Here is an 18093-nt window from a genome sequence, read left to right as displayed (position 1 = left end):
CTCAGACCCCCGGTGCCTGGGGCGCGGGGATGCCGTAGGTCTCGGGCTCCGCGCCCACGCCGCCCGGCCATTCGGCGGCGATGGCGTCGGCGCTCCAGCCGCCGTCGGCGAGGGCGACCGCCTTCTCCCGGGGGTGCGCCCACAGCGCCAGCCGGTCGCCGCCGATGCCGATGGCCTGCCCGGTGACGCCGGCGGAGGCGTCCGAGGCGAGGAAGGTGATCAGTGCGGCGACGTCCTCGACCGTGCCGAGGCCCTCGTCCTTGCGCAGCCAGTCGGGCAGCGGGGCGCCGGTGCGCTCGGACTCCTCGATGACCGGGGCGAAGGCCGGGATGGTCTTGGTCATCTCGGTGGCGGCGACCGGTACGACGGCGTTGACGGTGATGCCGGCCCGCCCGAGTTCCATCGCCCAGGTGCGGGCCATGGCGACGATGCCGGCCTTGGCGGCGGCGTAGTTGGTCTGGCCGAAGTTGCCGCGCTGCCCGGCCGGGGAGGAGATCAGGACGAGCCTGCCTCCGGTGCCCTGCTCGCGCATACGGACCGCGGCGGCCCGCGCGCAGGTGAAGGTGCCGCGCAGATGGACGCGTACGACGGCGTCGAAGTCGTCGTCGGTCATCTTCCACAGCACGCGGTCGCGCAGGATGCCGGCGTTGGTGACCAGGACGTCCAGGCGCCCGAACTCCTCGACCGCGGCGTCCACCAGCCGCTGGGCCGACTCGCTGTCGCCGACGGCGGCCACCACACCGGTGGCGGTGCCGCCTTCGGCCCGGATGCCGGTGACGGCGGCGTCGACCGTCTCCTTGTCGACGTCGTTGACGACGACGGCGGCTCCGGCCGCGGCGAGCGCCTGCGCGTAGGCCAGGCCGAGACCGCGTCCGCTGCCGGTGACGATGGCGACTTTGCCCTGGAGATCCATGAGAGGGCCTCTCGTAGGTGGTGGGAGAAAGGGAGGAGGGGATGCCGGGATCGCCGGCACCGAGGCCGGGATCGACAGGAATCCTGATGAACGCCAGTCTGCTCATTCAACAGGATTCCTGTCAATGCCCTAGGGTGGGACGACCGCCGCCGCGCCGAGCCCGGCGCCCGGACCGCCACCACGGGAGGACGTACGTGAGCACCTCGCTGCTCTACCTGGTCAAGAGGACGGAGCTGGCGGTACGCGCCCGCCTGGAGGAGGTCCTCAAGCCCGCCGGGATCACCGCGCTCCAGTACACCGCCCTGACCGTGCTGGAGCGGCACGACGGCGTCTCCGCCGCCCAGCTCGCCCGGGACTCGTTCGTCACCGCGCAGACGATGGCCGACATGGTGCGTGCCCTGGAGAGCCGCGGTCTGATCCGTCGCGAACCCAACCCGGCCAACCGCCGGGAGCGCCTCATCCTGCTGACCGGCACCGGCCGCGGCCTGCTGGCCGAGTACGCCGAGGCGACCCGCGGGGTGGAGGAACGGATGACCGCCGGCATGAGCCCGGCCGAGACCGCCGCCTTCCGGGAGGCGCTGAACGAGGCATGGCGGTCGCTTTCCTGAGGCGGGCCGGCCACCCCGCGACAGGGCCGACCACCCCGCGCGCCGCCGCTACTTCAGCGCGTACATGCGGATGACGACCGCGTCCTCGCCGTCCGGGCGGGCGAGGCCGACGAAGACCGTCTCGGCGAGCCAGCGGTGCGCGGGCGCGTCCGTACGGAAGACCGGTGACGTGCGGTAGTAGTGCCCGGCCTCACTGACCCGCAGCTCCCCGTCGAACTGGTCCGGGGCGTCGGCCCTGGGCCGGTAGTAGCCGCGGTTGACGATGTCGACGACCGCGCCGTCCTCCGTCCGGAGGAGGTAGCGGGCCTCCAGTTCGCACACCTCCCCGCGGGTACTGCTCCAGTCCCCGCCGCCGGGAAGGACCTTCCCGCGCAGCCGGGGGCCGTCCACCGAGCCTCCGGTGATGGGGGTGAACTCGGTGACCTCTCCGTCGCCGTTGCCGATGTGCAGGGTCTCGGCGACCTCGGCGCGGATCTCGAAGGCGAATTCGAGTGCGGGCGTGAATGACATGGCGATTCTCCGCTTCTGCTGAACAGCCGGCGCACACGATCGCGCCGGACGGGCCGGGCACCACCGGGGGCGATCACGCCCACCGGGCGGGACGCCCGGTTTACGAGACGGCCACGCTGTGCCCTTGACGGGTTACCTCACCAGATGCAAGCGTGACATGCAACAACGTTATATGACGTTCGTTTACGACGTCTCGCCGACGCTTCCACGCCTCCCCCCTTCGCGAGCGTCGCCCTCTTCCTCCCTCACTCCTCTCGGCAAGGAGCATCAGCCATGGCTGCAAAGAGAACGGTCCTGACGGTGCTGACGAGCGTGGGCCTGCTGGCCGCCACCGCCTGCACCGGCTCGTCCGACGGAAGCGGCGCGTCCCCAGCGGCCGACCGCCTCACCACCACGACGGCCCCCGGCACCTCCGAGGTGGACCGGGTGACCTGGGCCCTGCCCTACGGCGAGCCGACGACGCTGGACCCCGCGAAGGTCGGCGACTACTCGCCCCAGACCGTCATGGCGAACCTCTGCGACACCCTGACCCGGATGAACGCCGACTTCTCCCTGAGCCCCGGGCTCGCCGAGAAGGTCGCCTGGACCGACGACCGCACCCTGGTCCTCGACCTGCGCTCCGACGTCACCTTCTGGGACGGCTCCCCCATGACCCCCGAGGACGTCGTCTACAGCCTGGAGCGCCAGCGGGACCCGGCGACCCAGGGGCTCTACGGCAACTACCTGGCCGACGTGACCTCGATCAAGGCGACCGGCGCCCACCAGGTCACCCTGCGCACCAAGGGCTACGACCAGACGCTGCCCAAGGCCCTGTCCACGTCGTTCGGCGCGGTCAGCGAGCAGTCGTACACGGAGAAGGCCGGAGCCGCCTACGGCACGGCCAAGGGCGGCCTGATGTGTACCGGGCCCTTCGAGCTGGGGTCCTGGAAGTCGGGCGGCTCCCTCACCATCGAACGCAACGCCGCCTACTGGGACACCGCGCTGAAGCCGAGGGCCAAGCAGGTCGAGTTCCGGTTCATCACCAACAGCAACACCCTGACCAGCGCACTCCTGTCCGGTGAGGTCGACGGCACCTACGAGCTGCCGCCCACCAGTGCCACCGCGCTCGCCCAGTCCGACGTCGGCGCCGTCCACCTCGGCCCGTCGACCCAGAACGTCCTGCTGATCCCCGGCAACGCCGAGTCACCGGCCGCCGACCGCAAGCTCCTCGACGCGCTGTCCCTGGTCGTCGACCGCCAGGCGCTGATCAAGAACGTCTTCGGCGGCGACGCCACCACGCTGAAGTCGCTGGTCCCGCCGCTGACCTGGAGCGGCGACCAGGCCGCCGACGAGTTCGACGCGGCCTACAAGGAACTCCCGGACGCCCCGGAACCCGACGAGGCCGCGGCGAAGAAGCTGGTCGAGGAGGCCGGAACGCCGTCCCGCCCGCTGGTGGCCGCCATCCCCGCGGGTGACCAGCGCGCGCTCCAGGCACTGACCTTCATCCAGGCCGCGGCGAAGACGATCGGCGTGGAGATCGAGATCAAGCAGCTCCAGCCGACCGAGATGTCCTCGCTGTTCTACGACCCCTCGGCCCGCGCGGACCTCGACCTCGTCCTGACCTTCGGCTACGTCACCATGCCGGACCCGTCGTCCTACGTCGCCGAGATGGTCAACCCGGGCGGCCTGTTCAACTGGACGAACTACAGCAACCCCGAGGCGTCGAAGCTGCTCGACCGGGCCCGCACGTCCTCCGACCCCGCGGCCTCGGCCACCGCCTACGGTGAGGCCCAGGCCCTGTTCACCCCCACCATCCCGGCCGTCTACCTGGCCACCACGCACGAGCGGATGTTCATGAACAAGCGGCTCAGCGGCGCTCCGACGTCCTTCGCGTACATGGGCATGCCCTGGGCCGCCCACCTCGGCGGCACCGACAAGTGACCGACACCCCTTCCCCTCAGGAGACGAAGATGACCGCCACCACGGGCGACAAGCCGCTGTGGGACCACTCGGCCGCCGAACTGGCCGCCGGAATCCGCGCGAAGACGTTCTCGGCGACGGAGGTCGCCAGGGCGTTCCTCGCCCGGATCGACGCGACCAACCCCACGCTCAACGCCCTCGTCGACGTCCGCCCCGAGGAGGCGCTCGCCCAGGCGGCTGCCGCGGACGCCGCCGTCGCCGCGGGCGGGCATCTCCCCCCGCTGCTCGGTGTCCCCGTCTCCACCAAGATCAATACCTCGCAGCGCGGGTACGTCAGCTCGCACGGCGTCCCGGCCTGGGCGGGCGCGGTCGCCGAGGACGACGCGGTCTGCGTCGCCGGACTGCGCGAGGCCGGCGCGACCCTGCTGGGCCGCTCCAACAGCCCCGCCTTCGCCGTCCGCTGGTTCACCTCCAACGACCTGCACGGCAGGACCCTCAATCCCTGGCACGCCGGCCACACCCCGGGCGGCTCCTCCGGAGGCGCCGCCGCCTCGGTCGCCGCCGGCATGACCCCGATCGCCCAGGGCAACGACATCGGCGGTTCCGTCCGCTTCCCCGCCTACTGCTGCGGAGCCGTCGGCCTGCGCCCCACCATGGGGCTGGTCTCCGGAGTGGAGCCGCGCGGCGCCGAGGAGTTCGACAGCCCGCTGTCCTTCCAGACCATGGCCGTCCACGGCGCGCTCGGCTGGACCGTCGACGACGTCCGTCTCGGCCTGCACGCCATGGTGACGCCCGACCTGAACGACCCGGTGGGCCTCCCCGTCCGCCCGCCGCTCGGCACCCCGGGCCGGGTCAGGGTCGCCGTCGTGCGCGACGCCGGAAGCGCCAAGCCCCACCCCTCCGTGGACGCCGCGGTCGACGACGCCGCCCGCTGGCTGGCCGAGGCCGGCCACGAGGTGGAGGAGGTCGAACTGCCCCTGCTCGACGAGGCGGCCCGCCTGTGGTCGCTGCTGCTCTACCAGGAGCTGCGGACGATGACGTCCGAGATCGAGCGGTTCGGCGACGACGCGGTACGCGCGTCCCTCGCGGACTCCTTCGCCGCCGCCGCAGAGATCTGGGGCGAACAGCCCACCCTCACCGACTACATCAGGGGCTACGCCCGGCGCGGCACCCTCGTGGGCCGCCTCCAGCGGTTCCTCGGCGGCCACACGGTCGTCCTGACCCCGGTCTGCGCCGAGCCGCCCTTCGAACAGGACGCGGACCTCGCGGGCCCGGCCCGGATGCGGGAACTGCTGGCCGCGCAGTGGCCGATGCAGGCGGTCCCGGTACTGGGCTTCCCGGCGATCTCCGTACCGACCGGAACGCGCGACGGACTCCCCTCCGGCGTGCAGCTCATCGGCGGCCGCTTCCAGGAGGACCTGCTGCTCCACGTAGCCTCCGCGATCGAGTCCCGCGCCCCGCGCACCCGGCCGGCCATCGCCCCGCAGGCCGGCTGACCCACACGGCCCGGCTCTTCGCACCCGTGCCCCGGCGGCTCCCGAGCCGCCGGGGCACGCTGCTTCCCTCCCCCACACCTCGCACGCACCTTCCGGAGTTCCGCCATGTCCTTCCTCGAACCCCCGCCACCCGCCTCCCCGACCGCCGAGCCGGCCCAACCCCGGCCCTCGGCAACCCACTTGAGCGGGCGTCTGGTCATCGTGAACGCGGCCGCCCTCACCCTCGTCGTCGTCACCACCCTCGCCCTGGACGACCGCACGGCGACCCGCGTGGCCGGCTCCTACACCCTCGGAATGCTGCTCCTCAGCGCCCAGGCCGCCACGATGCTGCTCTCCGCCCTCCGGTACGACCGAGCCTGCTCCCGCGCGGTGGACCGCAGAGGAGAACTACCGTGACCGGTCACCGAGTTCTCGCCGCCGCCGAGTCGGGCCTGATCAACCCGATCACCCTCTTCCTGGCCGTCGTCTGCGTCTGCTTCCTGCTCTGCCTGGGCGCGGGCATGGCCGGCGACACCGCCTCCGACTTCTACACCGCCGAACGCTCCCTGCCCACCACGCGCAGCGCCCTCGCCCTGTGCGGGGACTCCATCCCGGTCACGGCACTGCTCGGCCCCATCGGCACGGTCGCGCTGAGCGGCTACGACAGCATGCTGCTGGCCGCTTCCGCCTGCGCCGCCCTGATCGTCCTGCTGGTCCTGGCCCAACCCCTGCGCGACACCGGCCGGTTCACGCTCGGGTCGATCCTGGAGACCCGGACGGCCGGTGCCGTGCCGCGGATCGCGGGCACCACGCTCACCCTGGTGATCTGCGTACCCCTCATGGTCGTCCAGCTCACGGTCGCGGGAGACGTCACCGCCTACGTCCTCGGGCTGAAGGCACCGGGCACCACGCAGGTGTGCACCGCGCTCATCGGCGTGCTCATCATCTCCTTCGCCGCCTTCGGCGGCATGCGGGGCACCAGCCTGATCCAGGCGGGAAAGGCGCTGCTGGTCTTCGGCGTGGTCCTCGTCCTCACCTGGCTGGCCGTCGGCCGCTTCGACGGCGGTTTCGGCGCCCTGCTGGACCGGGCCGCCCTCGGCGGCGGGGGCGCCGAGGTCTTCCACGCCCCGGGCGGACTGTTCGGTGACACGACGACCGGCACCCTGGACCTGCTGTCACTGGCGCTGACCGTCTGTCTGGGCTCCGCGACGGTACCCCCCGTCCTGATGAGGATCGGTGCCACCCGCGACGGCCGGACCGCCCGGCGTGCGACGAGCCGTGCCGTCGTCATGATCACCGTGTTCCACGGCGCGACGGTGCTGCTCGGGCTCGCCACGGCGGCGGTCGTGGGGGCCCGCGCCATCCTCGCCGACGATCCGCGGGGCGACACCGCGCTGTTCCTGCTGGCCCGCGCGCTCGACGCGGGAAACGCGGCGAACGCGGCGAACGCGGACCGGACCCTGTTCACGATGGTCGCCTGCGCCGTCTTCGTCACGGCTCTGGCCTCGGTCGCCGGACTCGCGCTCGCCTCCGCGACGGACCTGTCCCACGACGTCTACGCGCACACCCTGCGCAAGGGCGCCGTGGAGGAGCGGCAGGAGGCGACGATGGCCCGCTGGGCGGTGGTCACGATCGGTGTGGCGGCCGTGTTCCTGGCCGTGCTGCTGCACGCGTGGAGCATCGTCTTCCTTGCCTCGTTCGCCGCCGCCGTGGCCGCCTCCGCCGTCCTCCCGGCGCTGGTGTACACGCTCTTCTGGCCCGGCTTCAGCCGCTTCGGGCTGCTGGCCACGCTGTTCGGCGCACTGGGCTGCTGCCTGCTGCTGCAGGTCTTCGGACCGACCGTGTCGGGACAGCCGTACGCGCTGCTGCCGGAGTACGACTTCGCCTGGTTCCCGCTCCAGAACATCGCGCTCGTCACCGTCCCCGTCGGCTTCCTCCTGGGGTGGGCCGGCAGCCGCCTCCGGCCGTCCGTGACGGCACGTCCTGACGGCGCCCCGACGACAGCGCACTGACCTGGCACGGTATGCCAACGCAGTCCGGCCCGGCCCCTGTTGAGGGGCCGGGCCGGTTGCCTGCGGTGGCCGCCGCTACGGGGAGGCGTCAGGCGGCCGCCCGGTCGGCGCTTCTGCGGGGTGTCCAGCCGGGCTTGGGGATGGAGTCGATGAGCCTGCGCGTGTACGCCTCCCTCGGCTGCCCCAGCACCGAGGACACGGAACCCTGCTCGACCACCCGGCCCCCCTGCATCACCAGCACCTCGTCACTGATGTGCCGGACGGCGCCCAGGTCGTGCGTGATGAACAGCAGCGCGGTGCCGGTGTCCTGCCGGATACGGGCCAGCAGGCCGAGGATCTGCGCCTGGATCGACACGTCCAGGGCCGCGATGGCCTCGTCCAGGATGAGGACCCGGGGTTCGGCGGCCAGGGCGCGGGCGATGGCGACCCGCTGGCGCTGGCCACCCGACAGCGCCCTCGGCAAGGACCGGGCCTGCCGGTCGTCCAGACCCACCAGGTGCATCAACTCGGCCACTCTGGAGCGGAGTTCGCCCCCCGACGAGCGCCGGTGCAGCCGGACCGCCTCGGCGACGGCGTCGCCCACGCGCTGACGCCGGTCGAGGGAGGAGTACGGGTCCTGGAAGACCATCTGGATCTGCCGGCCCCGGACCCGCCGCTCCCGTGAGCCGACCCGCGCGGTGCCGCGTTCCTCGCCCGCGACGGTGATCCGGCCGGAACTGGGGGTCTCCAGGCCGGCGACCATTCGGGCGGTGGTCGTCTTCCCGGAGCCGGACTCCCCGACGACGGCCAGCGATCCGCCCTCGGCCAGGGAGAACGTCACCTCGTCGACGGCGGCGAAGTCACCGAACACCTTGCGCAGACCGTGTACTTCAAGCATGGCTGCCCGCCTCCTCGGACGAGTGCGTATGGGGGAAGTGGCAGGCCGCGGTGGACTCGCCCGTGACACCCGGCCGAGGCAGCTCGGTGCGGCACAGGTCCTGGACGCGCGGGCAGCGGTCGCCGAAGGCGCAGCCGCGCGGCACCTCGAAACCGGACAGGGGCCGGCCCTCGATGGAGCGCAGGCCCGCCCCGGCGTCGTCGACCGCGGGACGGGAGGCCAGCAGGGCCCGGGTGTACGGGTGCGCGGCGTGATCGCGCAGGTGCCCCGCGGGCAGGTCCTCGACGGTGGAACCCGCGTACATCACCGCGACGCGGTCGCAGACGGCCGCGGCGAGTTCCAGGTCGTGGGTGATGAACAGCATGGCGAGCCCGCGGGCCGCGCGGGTCTCCCCGATGATGGCCATCACCTCCTCCTGGGTGGTGACGTCGAGGGCGGTGGTCGGCTCGTCGGCGAGGAGCAGCCTCGGTTCGACGGCGAGCGCGGCGGCGATCATGACGCGCTGGAGCAGACCGCCGGAGAGTTCGTGGGGCCGCTGGCGCATCCGCCGGTCGGCGTCGGCGATGCCGACCTCCCGCAGGATGCCGGTGACCTTCCTGGCCGCGTCGGCGGCCTGCACCCCGCGCGCCGTGGTGAGGCCCTCGGTGAGGAAGTCGCCGATGCTGCGGGCGGGGTTGATGTGGGCGCGGGGGTCCTGGAACACCATCGCGACGTCCGAGGAGCGGTACGTCCGCAGGCGTTGCGGACTCATCCCCGGCACGGACTCCCCGGCGAACAGCACGTCCCCGTCGACTCGCGCCCGCCGGGGCAGCAGGCCGAGCACGGAGCGGGCGGTGAGGGACTTGCCGGAACCGGACTCGCCGACCAGGGCGACGGCCTGGCCCTCGTGGATGGTCACGTCGGCTCGGTGCACCACGGTCCGGACGGCCCCGTCCAGGGGCAGGCCGATACCGAGGGCGTCGATGCGGAGCAGGGGTGGCGAGTTCATGCGGTGTCTCCCAGCAGTCGTCGGGACAGGCCGGCGCCCAGCAGGTTGAACGCGACGACGACGATCAGGATGGCGAGGCCCGCGTACAGCGACTGCTGCGGCTGGCCAGCGAGGATCGAGGGGGCTCCGTTGGACACCATCAGCCCCCACTCGGGGTCCGGGGGCCGGCTGCCGAGGCCGAGGAAGGAGATCGCGGCGACGTCGAGGAGGGCGTAGCCGAAGCCGATGGTGGCCTGGACCAGGACGAGGGGCAGCAGATTGGGCAGCAGGTGGCGCAGCCAGATCCGGGCGGTGGGCGCGCCGAGGAGCTGGAGCGCGGAGACGTACGGCAGGTTGCGTTCCCGGAGCGCGGCGGAGCGTACGACCCGGGTGACCAGGGGGAGGTAGGCGATGGAGAGGGCCACGACCGGGGCGGTGAGGCCGGCGCCGAAGACGGCGGCGACGAGGACGGCGAGAACCAGTCCGGGGAAGCCGAAGACGACGTCCAGCGCGCCGGAGACGAAGCGGTCGAGCCATCCCCCGAACCAGGCGGCGGCCAGGGCCAGGAGGGTGCCCAGCGTGGTGGAGACGGCGATGACCACGGCCGGGGCGGCGAGGCTGGCGCGGGCGCCGGCGACGAGGCGCGACAGCAGGTCGCGTCCGGTGTCGTCGGTACCCAGGAGGTGTGCGCCCGTGGGACCGGCGTTGACGTTCAGGGGGTCGACGGCGTTCGGGTCGTGCGGTGCGATCAGCGGGCCGATCAGGGCCAGCAGGACGACGAGGCCGACGACGCATCCCGCGGCGAGGGTCAGCCGGTCCCGCGGTCGGGCGGCACGGCGTTCGGCGGCGGTGGGCGCGGACAGGGCGGTGGTCATCGGGCCCCCTTCTGGGCGGTGCGGGGGTCGAGGGCCGCGCTGACGAGGTCGACCGCGGTGTTGAGGACGACGAAGACGACGACGAAGATCAGCGAGACCGCTTGGACGACGGCCATGTCCTGTTTGGACGCGGCCTCGATCATGAGGGCGCCGAGCCCTCCGGTGCCGAACGCCTGCTCGGCGACGGCCGCGGTGGCGATGAGGCCGGCGATGCCGACACCGGAGACGGCGAAGACGGGTCCGGAGGCGTTGTGCAGGATGTGCCGCCGGACCACGACGCGTTCGGGGACGCCGCGGCTGCGGGCGGTCTCCACGTGCTCCGAGCGCATCTCCGCCCGGACGGCGGTCCGGGTGACCTGGGCGACGTAGCCGATCCAGGTCATGGCCAGCGCCACGGCGGGCAGCGTGAGATGGGAGAGGGTCCCGGTGAAGCCCTCACCGGAGCCGTAGACCGGGAACCAGGGCAGTTGGACGGCGAACAGCCAGATGAGCACGACCGCCATGACGAACGTGGGTACCGCCATGGCGCCCGAGGTGAGGGCCGTGGTCAGCGTCTCGGTGCGGCCGCCGCGCAGGGCGGCGGCGGTGCCGATGACGGTGCCGCCGACGAGGACCAGTACGGAGGCGTAGGCGACCAGGGCGACCGTGTCGCCGGCGCGGGCGGAGACGAGGCCGGCGACGGAGTCGCGGTAGACGAGGGACTGGCCGAAGTCGCCCTGGAGACAGTGCGAGAGCCAGTGCCAGTACCCCTGGATGAACGGGTCGTCCAGGTGGTACTCGCGGTGGATCTGCGCCAGTACGGCGGGGTCGGGGTTCCGGCTGCCGCCGACCAGCAGGGTGGCGGGGTCACCGGGCGTGAGGAACATGGCGCCGTAGATGGCCAGGCTGGAGACGAACACCGTCACGAGCAGCATGCCGAGGCGGGTGGCGACGAAGCGGAGTGTCATCGCGGACCGCCTCCTTCACGACCTGCGGTGCGCGACGGGCGGGGGTGGGGCAGAGGGAGCATGGGCCCTCCAGGTGCTGGGGCTATTCGCCGCTTTCGGGCAGGACGGTCAGACACAGGCGTGAGGGGTGGGCGGGCCCGGTGCGCAGCTTCTGCAGGCTCGCCTTGGGCGCGGTGGTCAGCCATGGGCTCTCCAGCGAACCGGAGTTGGGCAGGTGGTTGGGGAAGTCGCTGCCGGCGATCATCAGCGCGAGCCGGTGACCGGGGCGTACGCGGTAGCCGGTGTGGCCGAGGGCGATCTCCAGCTCGCCGGGCCGGTCGGCCTGGGCGCAGCCGCGCAGGACGAGCCGCGCGGTGCCGTCCGGCGCGAGGTCGAGGAGCCGTACGAACACGTCGAACGTGGGTGCCGTGCTCTCGGCGTGGAGCACCGCGTGGACGGGGCCGGCCAGGTCGAGGGGGGTCTCGGAGGCGGCGGTGGTGAAGACCAGGACGTCGTCGCGGTCGAGTACGGGCCGTTCGTCCGCGTGGTCGCGGAGCTGCATGAAGGTGTCGGCGGCGGCCGAGGGTACGAGGTCGTCGGGGTCGTACCGCCATGGCGCGAAGTCGGCCGCGGCGGGGGGCCGTTCGGTCAGTGTCCCGCCCGGGACGGTTCCGGCGGCGTCCGCGGGGTCGTCGAGGTGGAGTTCGATCCGGGCGGCCCGCGGCAGGGGCCAGGTGCCGGAGGTGCGCCAGCCGACGTGGCCGAGCTTCCAGCGGACCCGGGGCAGTGACTCGGGCCGGGCGGAGCCCTTGAGGAAGACGTCGAAGAACTCGATCGCGGGGCCGGTGTAGAGGTCCAGCATGCGTTCGAGGGCCGCGTCGTCGGTCAGATGGTCGTTCTCCGGGGAGACCGGGGCGTCCTCCAGGAAGTAGTTCTCGTGGTCGATCGTGTCGGCGATCAGGTACTGCACGGCGGCCCAGCCGGGGCGTTCGGCCAGCTCGGTGTAGTCGCGCATATGGGCGATGCCGAGGTTGTCGAACCAGCCCACGCAGTGCAGTACCGGCACCGGGCGGGCGTCGTAGGGGTGCGGGCCGTTGTACGGCTCCAGGGGGATGCCGCCGACGATGAGATCGAAGCCTGCCGAGCGCTTCCCGATCGCCTCGAACGCCTCCTCGTAGGCCGCGGCGACCGGACGTCTGGCGAGGTCGATCTCGAACTCGTGGATGTCGTTGTCCGTCCAGACCTGTGCCTGGTAGGTGGTCCCCTCCAGCCACAGGGGCTGCCGCCCGGACCCCGGGTCGTAGGTGGCGATGCCGGGGGCGACGGTGGTGCAGGTGACGCGGGGGACGATCGCGCGGAGGGCGGGATGCTGTCCGGCGACGGCCGACCACTGGGTGAATCCGTAGTACGAGTCGCCGAACATGCCGACGACGCCGTTGGACCAGGGCTGGCGGGTGATCCAATCGAGGGTGTCGTAGCCGTCGTCCACCTCGCCGGTCCAGCCGAGGGTGCGGCCCTGCGAGCGGAACTTGCCGCGGACGTCCTGGACGACCACGACGTAGCCGTGCTCGGTGAAGCGCCGGGCGATCTTCTCGAAGAAGACGTACCGGCTGTTCTTGTCGTAGGGCAGGCGGGCGAGGACGACCGGTGCCGGGCGGTCCTGATCGGCGCCGTAGACATCCGTGGCCAGCAGGATCCCGTCCCGCATGCGCACCATCTGCTGCTGCGCCTGGGGAGGAACCGGCTGTGGGGTGACGTGCTGGACGGCAAGGCTCATGAAAGGCCCTCCAGGGGAACGAACCGTTAAGAAACAACGTGATATAACAACGTTGCATCAAGGTGTATTCAACGTCAACCCCCCTCTGAGCTAGGTTGCTTCCATGCCGATCGACGTCGACGAAGTCCAGCGCCGCAAGGCGATCGCCGAGGCGACCCTCGCCATCGCCGCCCGGGACGGCGCCCGAGCCGTCACCATCCGCGCCGTGGCCAAGGAACTGGGCGGGTCGACGGCGATGGTCACCAACTACGTGCCGACCCGGACAGACCTGATCACCAACGCCGTCCGCGCGGCGGAGTCCCGGTGGCGCGACGACCTCAAGGCCCATGTGGGCGACCGGACCGGGGCGGACCGGCTGCGCGCCACCGTGGAGTGGCACCTCAGCACGGAACCCGAGGACCTGCTGCTGCGCGCGCTCTGGGTGGAGATGCTCACCTGGGCCCGGTCCGACCCCGAGGGCATCGACCGCCAGGAACCGCGCGAGGCACGCGAGGAGTTCCTCGACGCCTCCACCGCCGCCGGAGTCCCCGACGCGGCCCTCGCCGCCGACGTCCTCTCCCTGCTGACCCGCGGCTACTACGTCTCCACCATGGAGGAACCGGCCTACTGGACCCCGGAACGGGCGAGCCGCGTCGCCGGAGCGGTGGTCGCCGCCCTCATGGAGGAGTGAGCGGGGTCCGCCCTCGGCCCGCGCGGAAACCGACCGGACATGCCATCGCCGCCCGGGATCTCCCGGGCGGCGATGGCATGTTCAGCGGCAGGGGCGCTCCGGTCTCCGCGCGTCCGCGCTCAACTCCCCTGTTCGTCGCGGCGCCCCAGTGCCACTCCCGCCACCGCGGCGAGGCCGGCGAGGGCGCACAGCGACCAGACCAGGACGTAACCGGTCTCTTCGGGGCTGTCCGATGAGGTGGTGGTGAAGGTGGAGAGCAGGGCGGCCACCGCTCCGCCGGTGACCGCGCCGCCCACCGTCTTGACGTTGTTGTAGAGGGCCGTGGCCACCCCGGTGCGGGCCGGGTCGGTCGCCTCGACGATGACGGTGGGCATCGCCCCGAGCGCCGCGCCGACCCCCGTGCCGCTCACCAGCAGGGCCGCGACGATCTGCCACACCGCCGAGTGGAAGCAGGTCAGGGAGGCGAATCCGGCCGTCATGAGGGTGAACGCGGCCATGAGGGTACGCCGGTAGCCGAGGCGGCGGGCGATCACCGCGGTGGCGCTGGAGGTGACCAGCGCGGCCAGCGTGGCGGGCAGGCTCACCAGGGCGATGTTCAGGGCGGACAGCGCGAAGCCGTAGCCGTCCGCGTCCGGATCGGCCGCGAGGAACGTGGCGTTGGGGGTCTGGCTGCCGAAGTACATGACGCCGAAGAGGAACGACGTGAGGTAGAACGGCGCCAGACGGCGCCCGCGCATCGCGCGCAGGTCCACCAGCGGGTCCGCGCTGCGCAGTTCGTGCCGGGCCCACACCGCGCCGACCACGACGGCCGTCGCCACCGGAAGCAGCACCGAGGCGGACAGTCCGCCGTCCTCCTCCAGCCGCGAGACACCGGCGAGCAGGCAGACCAGGGCCAGGCCCAGGAGGACGGCGCCGGGCCAGTCGGGCCGGCCGCCGCTCTTCGGGACGCTCTCGGGGATGAACAGGAAGCTCACCGGGACGCACAGCGCGGCGAGCACGGCGGGCACCAGCAGGGTGATCCGGATGTCCCCGACCGACTTGGCGAGCGCGCCCATCACGACCGCGCCGAGGAGGGAGCCGAGGGTCAGCGCGCCGACCAGCCGGGCGATCGCCGAGCGGGCCGTCTCGGCGGGCAGCCGGTCGCGGACCAGGGCGATCTCCAGGGGCAGCAGCGCGACCAGCGCGCCTTGCAGGACCCGGCCCGCGAGCAGCGCGGGATAGTTCGGGGCGAGGGCGACCAGGAGGGACCCGACGGCGAGGCAGGCCAGGGAGATCCGCAGCATCCGGCGGTGCCCGTACAGGTCACCGAGGCGCCCGAAGACGGGGACGAGCACGGCGCCCGAGAGCAGTTGCACCGAGGTCACCCAGTTCAGCGCCGAGTCGCCGACCCCGTGGTGCTCACCCAGTTCGGGCAGCAGCGGCACCACGCCCGTCTGGAGGAAACCGCTGGTCAGCTCGAACAGCACGAGCAGCCCGACCACGGCGCCCACGGAGTCGGGCGCCCGCTGCTCCGGCGCGGTGGGCCGCTCAGCCGCCCCGGTGCTCGTCATGAGGTGCTCCCCGCGCTGCGGGAGAGGCTGTCCGGGGCCGCGTACCGGTCGAGGGCCCCGGTGGCGAGGCGGGCCAGCAGGGCGGCCTGCACGGGCAGGGCCCCGTCGTCGAAGACGGCCTGCGCCGAGTGGTTGACCGGGGCGGTCGCCGGGTCGGTGCCGGGCGGGACGGCACCGACGGCGACGAAGGCGCCCGGCACCCGCTCCAGCACCATCGAGAAGTCCTCGGAGCCGGAGACCGGGGTCGGGACCTCGACGACCGCGTGCGGGCCGAACAGCTCGCGCGCGGTGTCCAGCGCGTACGCCGCCTCGTCGGCGGGGTTCACCGTCGCCGGGTACTGGCGGCTGTAGCTCAGCTCGACGTCCACTCCGTGGGCGAGGGCGATGCCCTTCAGGGTGCGCTCCACCATCGCCTGCACCGCCACCCGGCCGGCCTCGCTGTAGGTGCGGACCGTGGCCCGGAACTCGGCGCGGGAGGGCACGACGTTGCGGGCCTCGCCCGCGTGCAGCGCGCCCACCGTGACCACGGCCGGGTCGTTGACGTCGATCTCGCGGGCGATGCGCGTCTGGAGCGCGCTGACCATCTCGCAGGCCGCGACCAGCGGGTCGCGGGTCAGGTGCGGCATGGAGCCGTGGCCGCCGCGCCCGACGACGACGGCGTCGAAGGCGTCGCTGGCGGCGAGGAAGGTCCCGGCGCGGGTGGCGGCCATCCCGGTCGGCAGCTGGGTGGAGAAGACATGCAGGCCGTAGGCGGCCGCGACCTGTGGGCCCGCCGCGTCGAGCACCCCTTCCTCGATCATGATGCCCGCGCCGCCCTCGCCCTCCTCGCCGGGCTGGAACATCAGCACCACGTCGCCGCCCAGTTCCCCGCGCCGGGAGGCGAGCAGCCGCGCGGCGCCGACCAGACCGGCGATGTGCAGGTCGTGGCCGCAGGCGTGCATCACCCCGGGCACCTCGGACGCGTAGGGCAGCCCGGTGTCCTCCGCGACGGGCAGCGCGTCCATGTCCGCGCGCAGCAGCACGGCGGGGCCGGGGCGGCCGCCGCGCAGCACGGCGGTGACGGAGCTGAGCCGCTCCCCCGTGGTGATCTCCAGCGGGAGCCCGGCCAGGGCGTCGAGGACCTTCCGCTGGGTGCGGGGCAGATGCAGGCCGAGTTCCGGCTCACGGTGCAGGCTGTGGCGCAGCTCGGCGAGCTCGTCGGCGAGGGGCAGGGCGTCGTCGTACGTGAACATGGCCGGTATGGTGCACCTGAAGCCATCGGCCCCCTCCGAGTCGCCGGGATCAGGCATACGTGCGGTTCCCGGCGCAGGGATCCACCACGGGGCAGTGCCGTATCCGAGGAGGGATCATGGCCGACGCCGTGCTCGACGAGGTCGACTATCTGCTGATCACCGCGTTGCAGCACGCGCCGCGCGCGGACTGGCGCAAGGTGGGCGCGCTGGTCGGGGTGGACGCGACGACGGCCGCGCGCCGCTGGGCCAGGCTGACCGGCGAGGGTCTGGCCTGGCTGTCCTGCCACCCCTCACCGGCGGTGATCGGTGACGCCGTGGTGGCGTTCATCGAGATCGACTGTGTGCGGGGACGGCTGCACGAGGTGTCCGAGCAGCTCGTCGACGAGGCGCCGCTGTTCAACGTCGAGCACACCACGGGCGCCCGCGATCTGCTGCTGACGGTGGTCCTGCGCGGCCACGCCGATCTCGCGCGGTACGTCGGTTTCCGGCTGGACGCCCTGGCGGGGGTGGCGGCCACCCGGACGCAGATCGCCACCGCGCTGCACACGGAGGGCAGCCGCTGGCGGCTCGACCGGCTGCGCGCCCCGGCTCCCGGCGCGCCCGCCCAGCCCGAGCGGGTGCCGGCCACAGCCCCGCCCCTGAACGAGGCCGACCTCGAACTGATCCTGCTGCTCGCCCGGGACGTCCGGCAGAGCGTGGAGCGGCTGGCCCGCGACAGCGGGCTGAGCCCGACGACGGTCCGGCGCCGGCTGGCCCGCCTGGACGCGGCGCGGGCCGTCTCCTACCGCTGCGAGGCGGCACGCTCGGTCTCCGGCTGGCCGGTGAGCGCGACGCTGTGGGCGACGGTGCCGGCGGCGGACCTCTCGCGGGTGGTGGCGCAGCTGTCGGGGATGCGGGAGACCCGGCTGTGCGCCTCGCTGTCGGGTCCCTGGAATCTGATGACGACGGTGTGGCTGCGCTCCGTCGACGACATCCAGCCCTTCGAGGCGTCGCTGGTCCAGCGGATCCCCGAGCTGCGCGTCAAGGACCGCTCGCTGACCCTGTGGCAGCTCAAGCACGCGGGCCAGGTGCTCGACCCCCAGGGGCGGCTCCTGCGCTCGGTCCCCCTGTCCGACCACTGGGACGACACCGGCGCGGGCGCGGCGGAGGCGGCCCTGCTGGAACGGCTGCGGTCCGGGGGCCGCGGGAAAGGCTGACGCCGCCGACATCACGGCGGGGCCGGGCTCCGCTCAGCGCACCACCCGGTAGCGCAGGTACACGACCCGCGAGCCGTACGGGCGGGTCTCGACGAGTTCCAGGTTCACCCGGCGCTCGTCGCGGGCGAACAAGGGGGTGCCGCCGCCGACCAGGACGGGGTAGACCATGATCTGGTACTCGTCGATGAGATCCAGCCCGGCCGCCTGCGCGGCCAGATCCGCGCCGCCGATCGCGATGGCGCCCTCCCCCGGCTCGGCGCGCAGCCGCTCGATCTCCTCGGCCACACCGCCGGAGGCGAGGCGGGCGTTGCCCTCCACCGAGGTCAGGGTGGTGGAGAAGACCACCTTGGGGAGCGGGTTCCAGAGCGCGATCCATTCGCGTTTCGCGTCGTCGAGCGTGGGATCCTCGGCCGCGGTCTCCCAGTACAGCATCGTCTCGTACAGGCGCCGCCCCATCAGGTGGACGCCCACGCCCCGGATCTCGTCGACCCAGAAGCGGAACACCTCGTCGTCGGGCTCGCCCCAGTCGAAGGTGCCGTCGGGTCCGACGATGTAGCCGTCCAGGGAACAGCTCATCGAGTAGGTCACGCTGCGCATCTGAAGTCC

17 protein-coding genes are annotated in these 18093 nt (G+C 72.7%); 7 read left to right on the top strand and 10 right to left on the bottom strand.

Going from position 1 to position 18093, the window contains the following annotated elements; translation table 11 throughout:
• Window position 1: 1 nt before the first annotated feature.
• On the bottom strand, window positions 2-913 hold the full coding sequence (locus AB0E07_RS31835; RefSeq protein WP_362259941.1) for an SDR family NAD(P)-dependent oxidoreductase: 912 nt from the start codon (window positions 911-913) through the stop codon (window positions 2-4).
• A 194-nt stretch (window positions 914-1107) separates the two neighbouring features.
• Here AB0E07_RS31835 and AB0E07_RS31830 point away from each other — a divergent pair, with 194 nt between their 5' ends.
• Entirely contained in the window at window positions 1108-1521 is a 414-nt protein-coding gene (locus AB0E07_RS31830; RefSeq protein ID WP_362259939.1) for a MarR family transcriptional regulator, read from the top strand.
• A 48-nt stretch (window positions 1522-1569) separates the two neighbouring features.
• On the opposite strand, the gene AB0E07_RS31825 is transcribed toward AB0E07_RS31830, so the two are convergent.
• Entirely contained in the window at window positions 1570-2031 is a 462-nt protein-coding gene (locus AB0E07_RS31825; RefSeq protein WP_362259937.1) for a DUF3237 domain-containing protein, read from the bottom strand.
• 273 nt (window positions 2032-2304) lie between these two features.
• On the opposite strand from AB0E07_RS31825, the gene AB0E07_RS31820 reads away from it, so the two are divergent.
• From AB0E07_RS31820 to AB0E07_RS31805, 4 genes are all read left to right on the top strand, one after another.
• On the top strand, window positions 2305-3951 hold the full coding sequence (locus tag AB0E07_RS31820) for an ABC transporter substrate-binding protein (RefSeq protein WP_362259935.1): 1647 nt from the start codon (window positions 2305-2307) through the stop codon (window positions 3949-3951).
• A 29-nt stretch (window positions 3952-3980) separates the two neighbouring features.
• Window positions 3981-5426, top strand: a complete 1446-nt coding sequence (locus AB0E07_RS31815) for an amidase (protein WP_362259933.1) — start codon at window positions 3981-3983, stop codon at window positions 5424-5426.
• A 105-nt stretch (window positions 5427-5531) separates the two neighbouring features.
• Complete coding sequence (locus AB0E07_RS31810) at window positions 5532-5822, top strand: hypothetical protein (protein WP_362259931.1); 291 nt, start codon at window positions 5532-5534, stop codon at window positions 5820-5822.
• A complete protein-coding gene (locus AB0E07_RS31805) occupies window positions 5819-7417 on the top strand; it encodes a cation acetate symporter (RefSeq protein WP_362259929.1) in 1599 nt (532 codons plus the stop codon). Before AB0E07_RS31810 ends, AB0E07_RS31805 begins: the two co-directional genes overlap by 4 nt.
• An 88-nt stretch (window positions 7418-7505) precedes the next feature.
• Here AB0E07_RS31805 and AB0E07_RS31800 read toward each other — a convergent pair whose 3' ends face one another.
• The 5 genes from AB0E07_RS31800 to AB0E07_RS31780 form a co-directional block, all read right to left on the bottom strand.
• Entirely contained in the window at window positions 7506-8294 is a 789-nt protein-coding gene (locus AB0E07_RS31800; protein ID WP_362259927.1) for an ABC transporter ATP-binding protein, read from the bottom strand.
• Window positions 8287-9282, bottom strand: coding sequence for an ABC transporter ATP-binding protein (locus AB0E07_RS31795; protein WP_362259925.1), 996 nt, complete (start codon window positions 9280-9282; stop codon window positions 8287-8289). The genes AB0E07_RS31800 and AB0E07_RS31795 overlap by 8 nt, the downstream gene beginning before the upstream one ends.
• The gene (locus AB0E07_RS31790; protein WP_362259923.1) at window positions 9279-10136 is read right to left on the bottom strand and encodes an ABC transporter permease; all 858 of its coding nucleotides are present in this window, start codon (window positions 10134-10136) and stop codon (window positions 9279-9281) included. Before AB0E07_RS31790 ends, AB0E07_RS31795 begins: the two co-directional genes overlap by 4 nt.
• Window positions 10133-11083, bottom strand: a complete 951-nt coding sequence (locus tag AB0E07_RS31785) for an ABC transporter permease (RefSeq protein WP_362259921.1) — start codon at window positions 11081-11083, stop codon at window positions 10133-10135. Before AB0E07_RS31785 ends, AB0E07_RS31790 begins: the two co-directional genes overlap by 4 nt.
• Before the next feature lie 82 nt (window positions 11084-11165).
• Window positions 11166-12839, bottom strand: a complete 1674-nt coding sequence (locus tag AB0E07_RS31780; RefSeq protein WP_362259919.1) for a CocE/NonD family hydrolase — start codon at window positions 12837-12839, stop codon at window positions 11166-11168.
• Window positions 12840-12942: 103 nt separating this feature from the next.
• Here AB0E07_RS31780 and AB0E07_RS31775 point away from each other — a divergent pair, with 103 nt between their 5' ends.
• Entirely contained in the window at window positions 12943-13509 is a 567-nt protein-coding gene (locus AB0E07_RS31775) for a TetR family transcriptional regulator C-terminal domain-containing protein (protein ID WP_362259917.1), read from the top strand.
• A 119-nt stretch (window positions 13510-13628) separates the two neighbouring features.
• Here AB0E07_RS31775 and AB0E07_RS31770 read toward each other — a convergent pair whose 3' ends face one another.
• Together AB0E07_RS31770 and AB0E07_RS31765 are read right to left on the bottom strand one after the other, a co-directional pair.
• Window positions 13629-15059 (bottom strand): MFS transporter, encoded by a 1431-nt coding sequence (locus AB0E07_RS31770; protein WP_362259915.1) that lies wholly within the window; start codon window positions 15057-15059, stop codon window positions 13629-13631.
• The gene (locus AB0E07_RS31765) at window positions 15056-16291 is read right to left on the bottom strand and encodes a M20 family metallopeptidase (RefSeq protein WP_362259913.1); all 1236 of its coding nucleotides are present in this window, start codon (window positions 16289-16291) and stop codon (window positions 15056-15058) included. Before AB0E07_RS31765 ends, AB0E07_RS31770 begins: the two co-directional genes overlap by 4 nt.
• 116 nt (window positions 16292-16407) lie before the next feature.
• Between AB0E07_RS31765 and AB0E07_RS31760 the strand changes: the two genes are divergently transcribed.
• Window positions 16408-17487: an Lrp/AsnC family transcriptional regulator gene (locus tag AB0E07_RS31760; RefSeq protein ID WP_362259911.1), complete on the top strand. Its 1080-nt coding sequence runs from the start codon at window positions 16408-16410 to the stop codon at window positions 17485-17487.
• 33 nt (window positions 17488-17520) lie between these two features.
• Here AB0E07_RS31760 and AB0E07_RS31755 read toward each other — a convergent pair whose 3' ends face one another.
• Complete coding sequence (locus tag AB0E07_RS31755; RefSeq protein ID WP_362259909.1) at window positions 17521-18084, bottom strand: dihydrofolate reductase family protein; 564 nt, start codon at window positions 18082-18084, stop codon at window positions 17521-17523.
• Window positions 18085-18093 lie beyond the last annotated feature (9 nt).

Origin of the sequence: Streptomyces sp. NPDC048002 (genome assembly GCF_040653275.1) — a bacterium.
Lineage (GTDB): Bacteria > Actinomycetota > Actinomycetes > Streptomycetales > Streptomycetaceae > Streptomyces.
The sequence above is the reverse complement of the archived record's forward strand: the minus strand, read 5'-3'. Positions and strand labels throughout refer to the sequence as shown.

What these genes read in the sequence shown, in the direction of transcription:
- AB0E07_RS31825 (WP_362259937.1), bottom strand. Translation starts at nt 2,031, where the DNA reads ATGTCATTCACGCCCGCACTCGAATTCGCCTTCGAGATCCGCGCCGAG.
- AB0E07_RS31770 (WP_362259915.1), bottom strand. Translation starts at nt 15,059, where the DNA reads ATGACGAGCACCGGGGCGGCTGAGCGGCCCACCGCGCCGGAGCAGCGG.
- AB0E07_RS31810 (WP_362259931.1), top strand. Translation starts at nt 5,532, where the DNA reads ATGTCCTTCCTCGAACCCCCGCCACCCGCCTCCCCGACCGCCGAGCCG.
- AB0E07_RS31790 (WP_362259923.1), bottom strand. Translation starts at nt 10,136, where the DNA reads ATGACCACCGCCCTGTCCGCGCCCACCGCCGCCGAACGCCGTGCCGCC.
- AB0E07_RS31785 (WP_362259921.1), bottom strand. Translation starts at nt 11,083, where the DNA reads ATGACACTCCGCTTCGTCGCCACCCGCCTCGGCATGCTGCTCGTGACG.
- AB0E07_RS31755 (WP_362259909.1), bottom strand. Translation starts at nt 18,084, where the DNA reads ATGCGCAGCGTGACCTACTCGATGAGCTGTTCCCTGGACGGCTACATC.
- AB0E07_RS31795 (WP_362259925.1), bottom strand. Translation starts at nt 9,282, where the DNA reads ATGAACTCGCCACCCCTGCTCCGCATCGACGCCCTCGGTATCGGCCTG.
- AB0E07_RS31780 (WP_362259919.1), bottom strand. Translation starts at nt 12,839, where the DNA reads ATGAGCCTTGCCGTCCAGCACGTCACCCCACAGCCGGTTCCTCCCCAG.
- AB0E07_RS31835 (WP_362259941.1), bottom strand. Translation starts at nt 913, where the DNA reads ATGGATCTCCAGGGCAAAGTCGCCATCGTCACCGGCAGCGGACGCGGT.
- AB0E07_RS31765 (WP_362259913.1), bottom strand. Translation starts at nt 16,291, where the DNA reads ATGTTCACGTACGACGACGCCCTGCCCCTCGCCGACGAGCTCGCCGAG.
- AB0E07_RS31820 (WP_362259935.1), top strand. Translation starts at nt 2,305, where the DNA reads ATGGCTGCAAAGAGAACGGTCCTGACGGTGCTGACGAGCGTGGGCCTG.
- AB0E07_RS31800 (WP_362259927.1), bottom strand. Translation starts at nt 8,294, where the DNA reads ATGCTTGAAGTACACGGTCTGCGCAAGGTGTTCGGTGACTTCGCCGCC.
- AB0E07_RS31815 (WP_362259933.1), top strand. Translation starts at nt 3,981, where the DNA reads ATGACCGCCACCACGGGCGACAAGCCGCTGTGGGACCACTCGGCCGCC.
- AB0E07_RS31760 (WP_362259911.1), top strand. Translation starts at nt 16,408, where the DNA reads ATGGCCGACGCCGTGCTCGACGAGGTCGACTATCTGCTGATCACCGCG.
- AB0E07_RS31775 (WP_362259917.1), top strand. Translation starts at nt 12,943, where the DNA reads ATGCCGATCGACGTCGACGAAGTCCAGCGCCGCAAGGCGATCGCCGAG.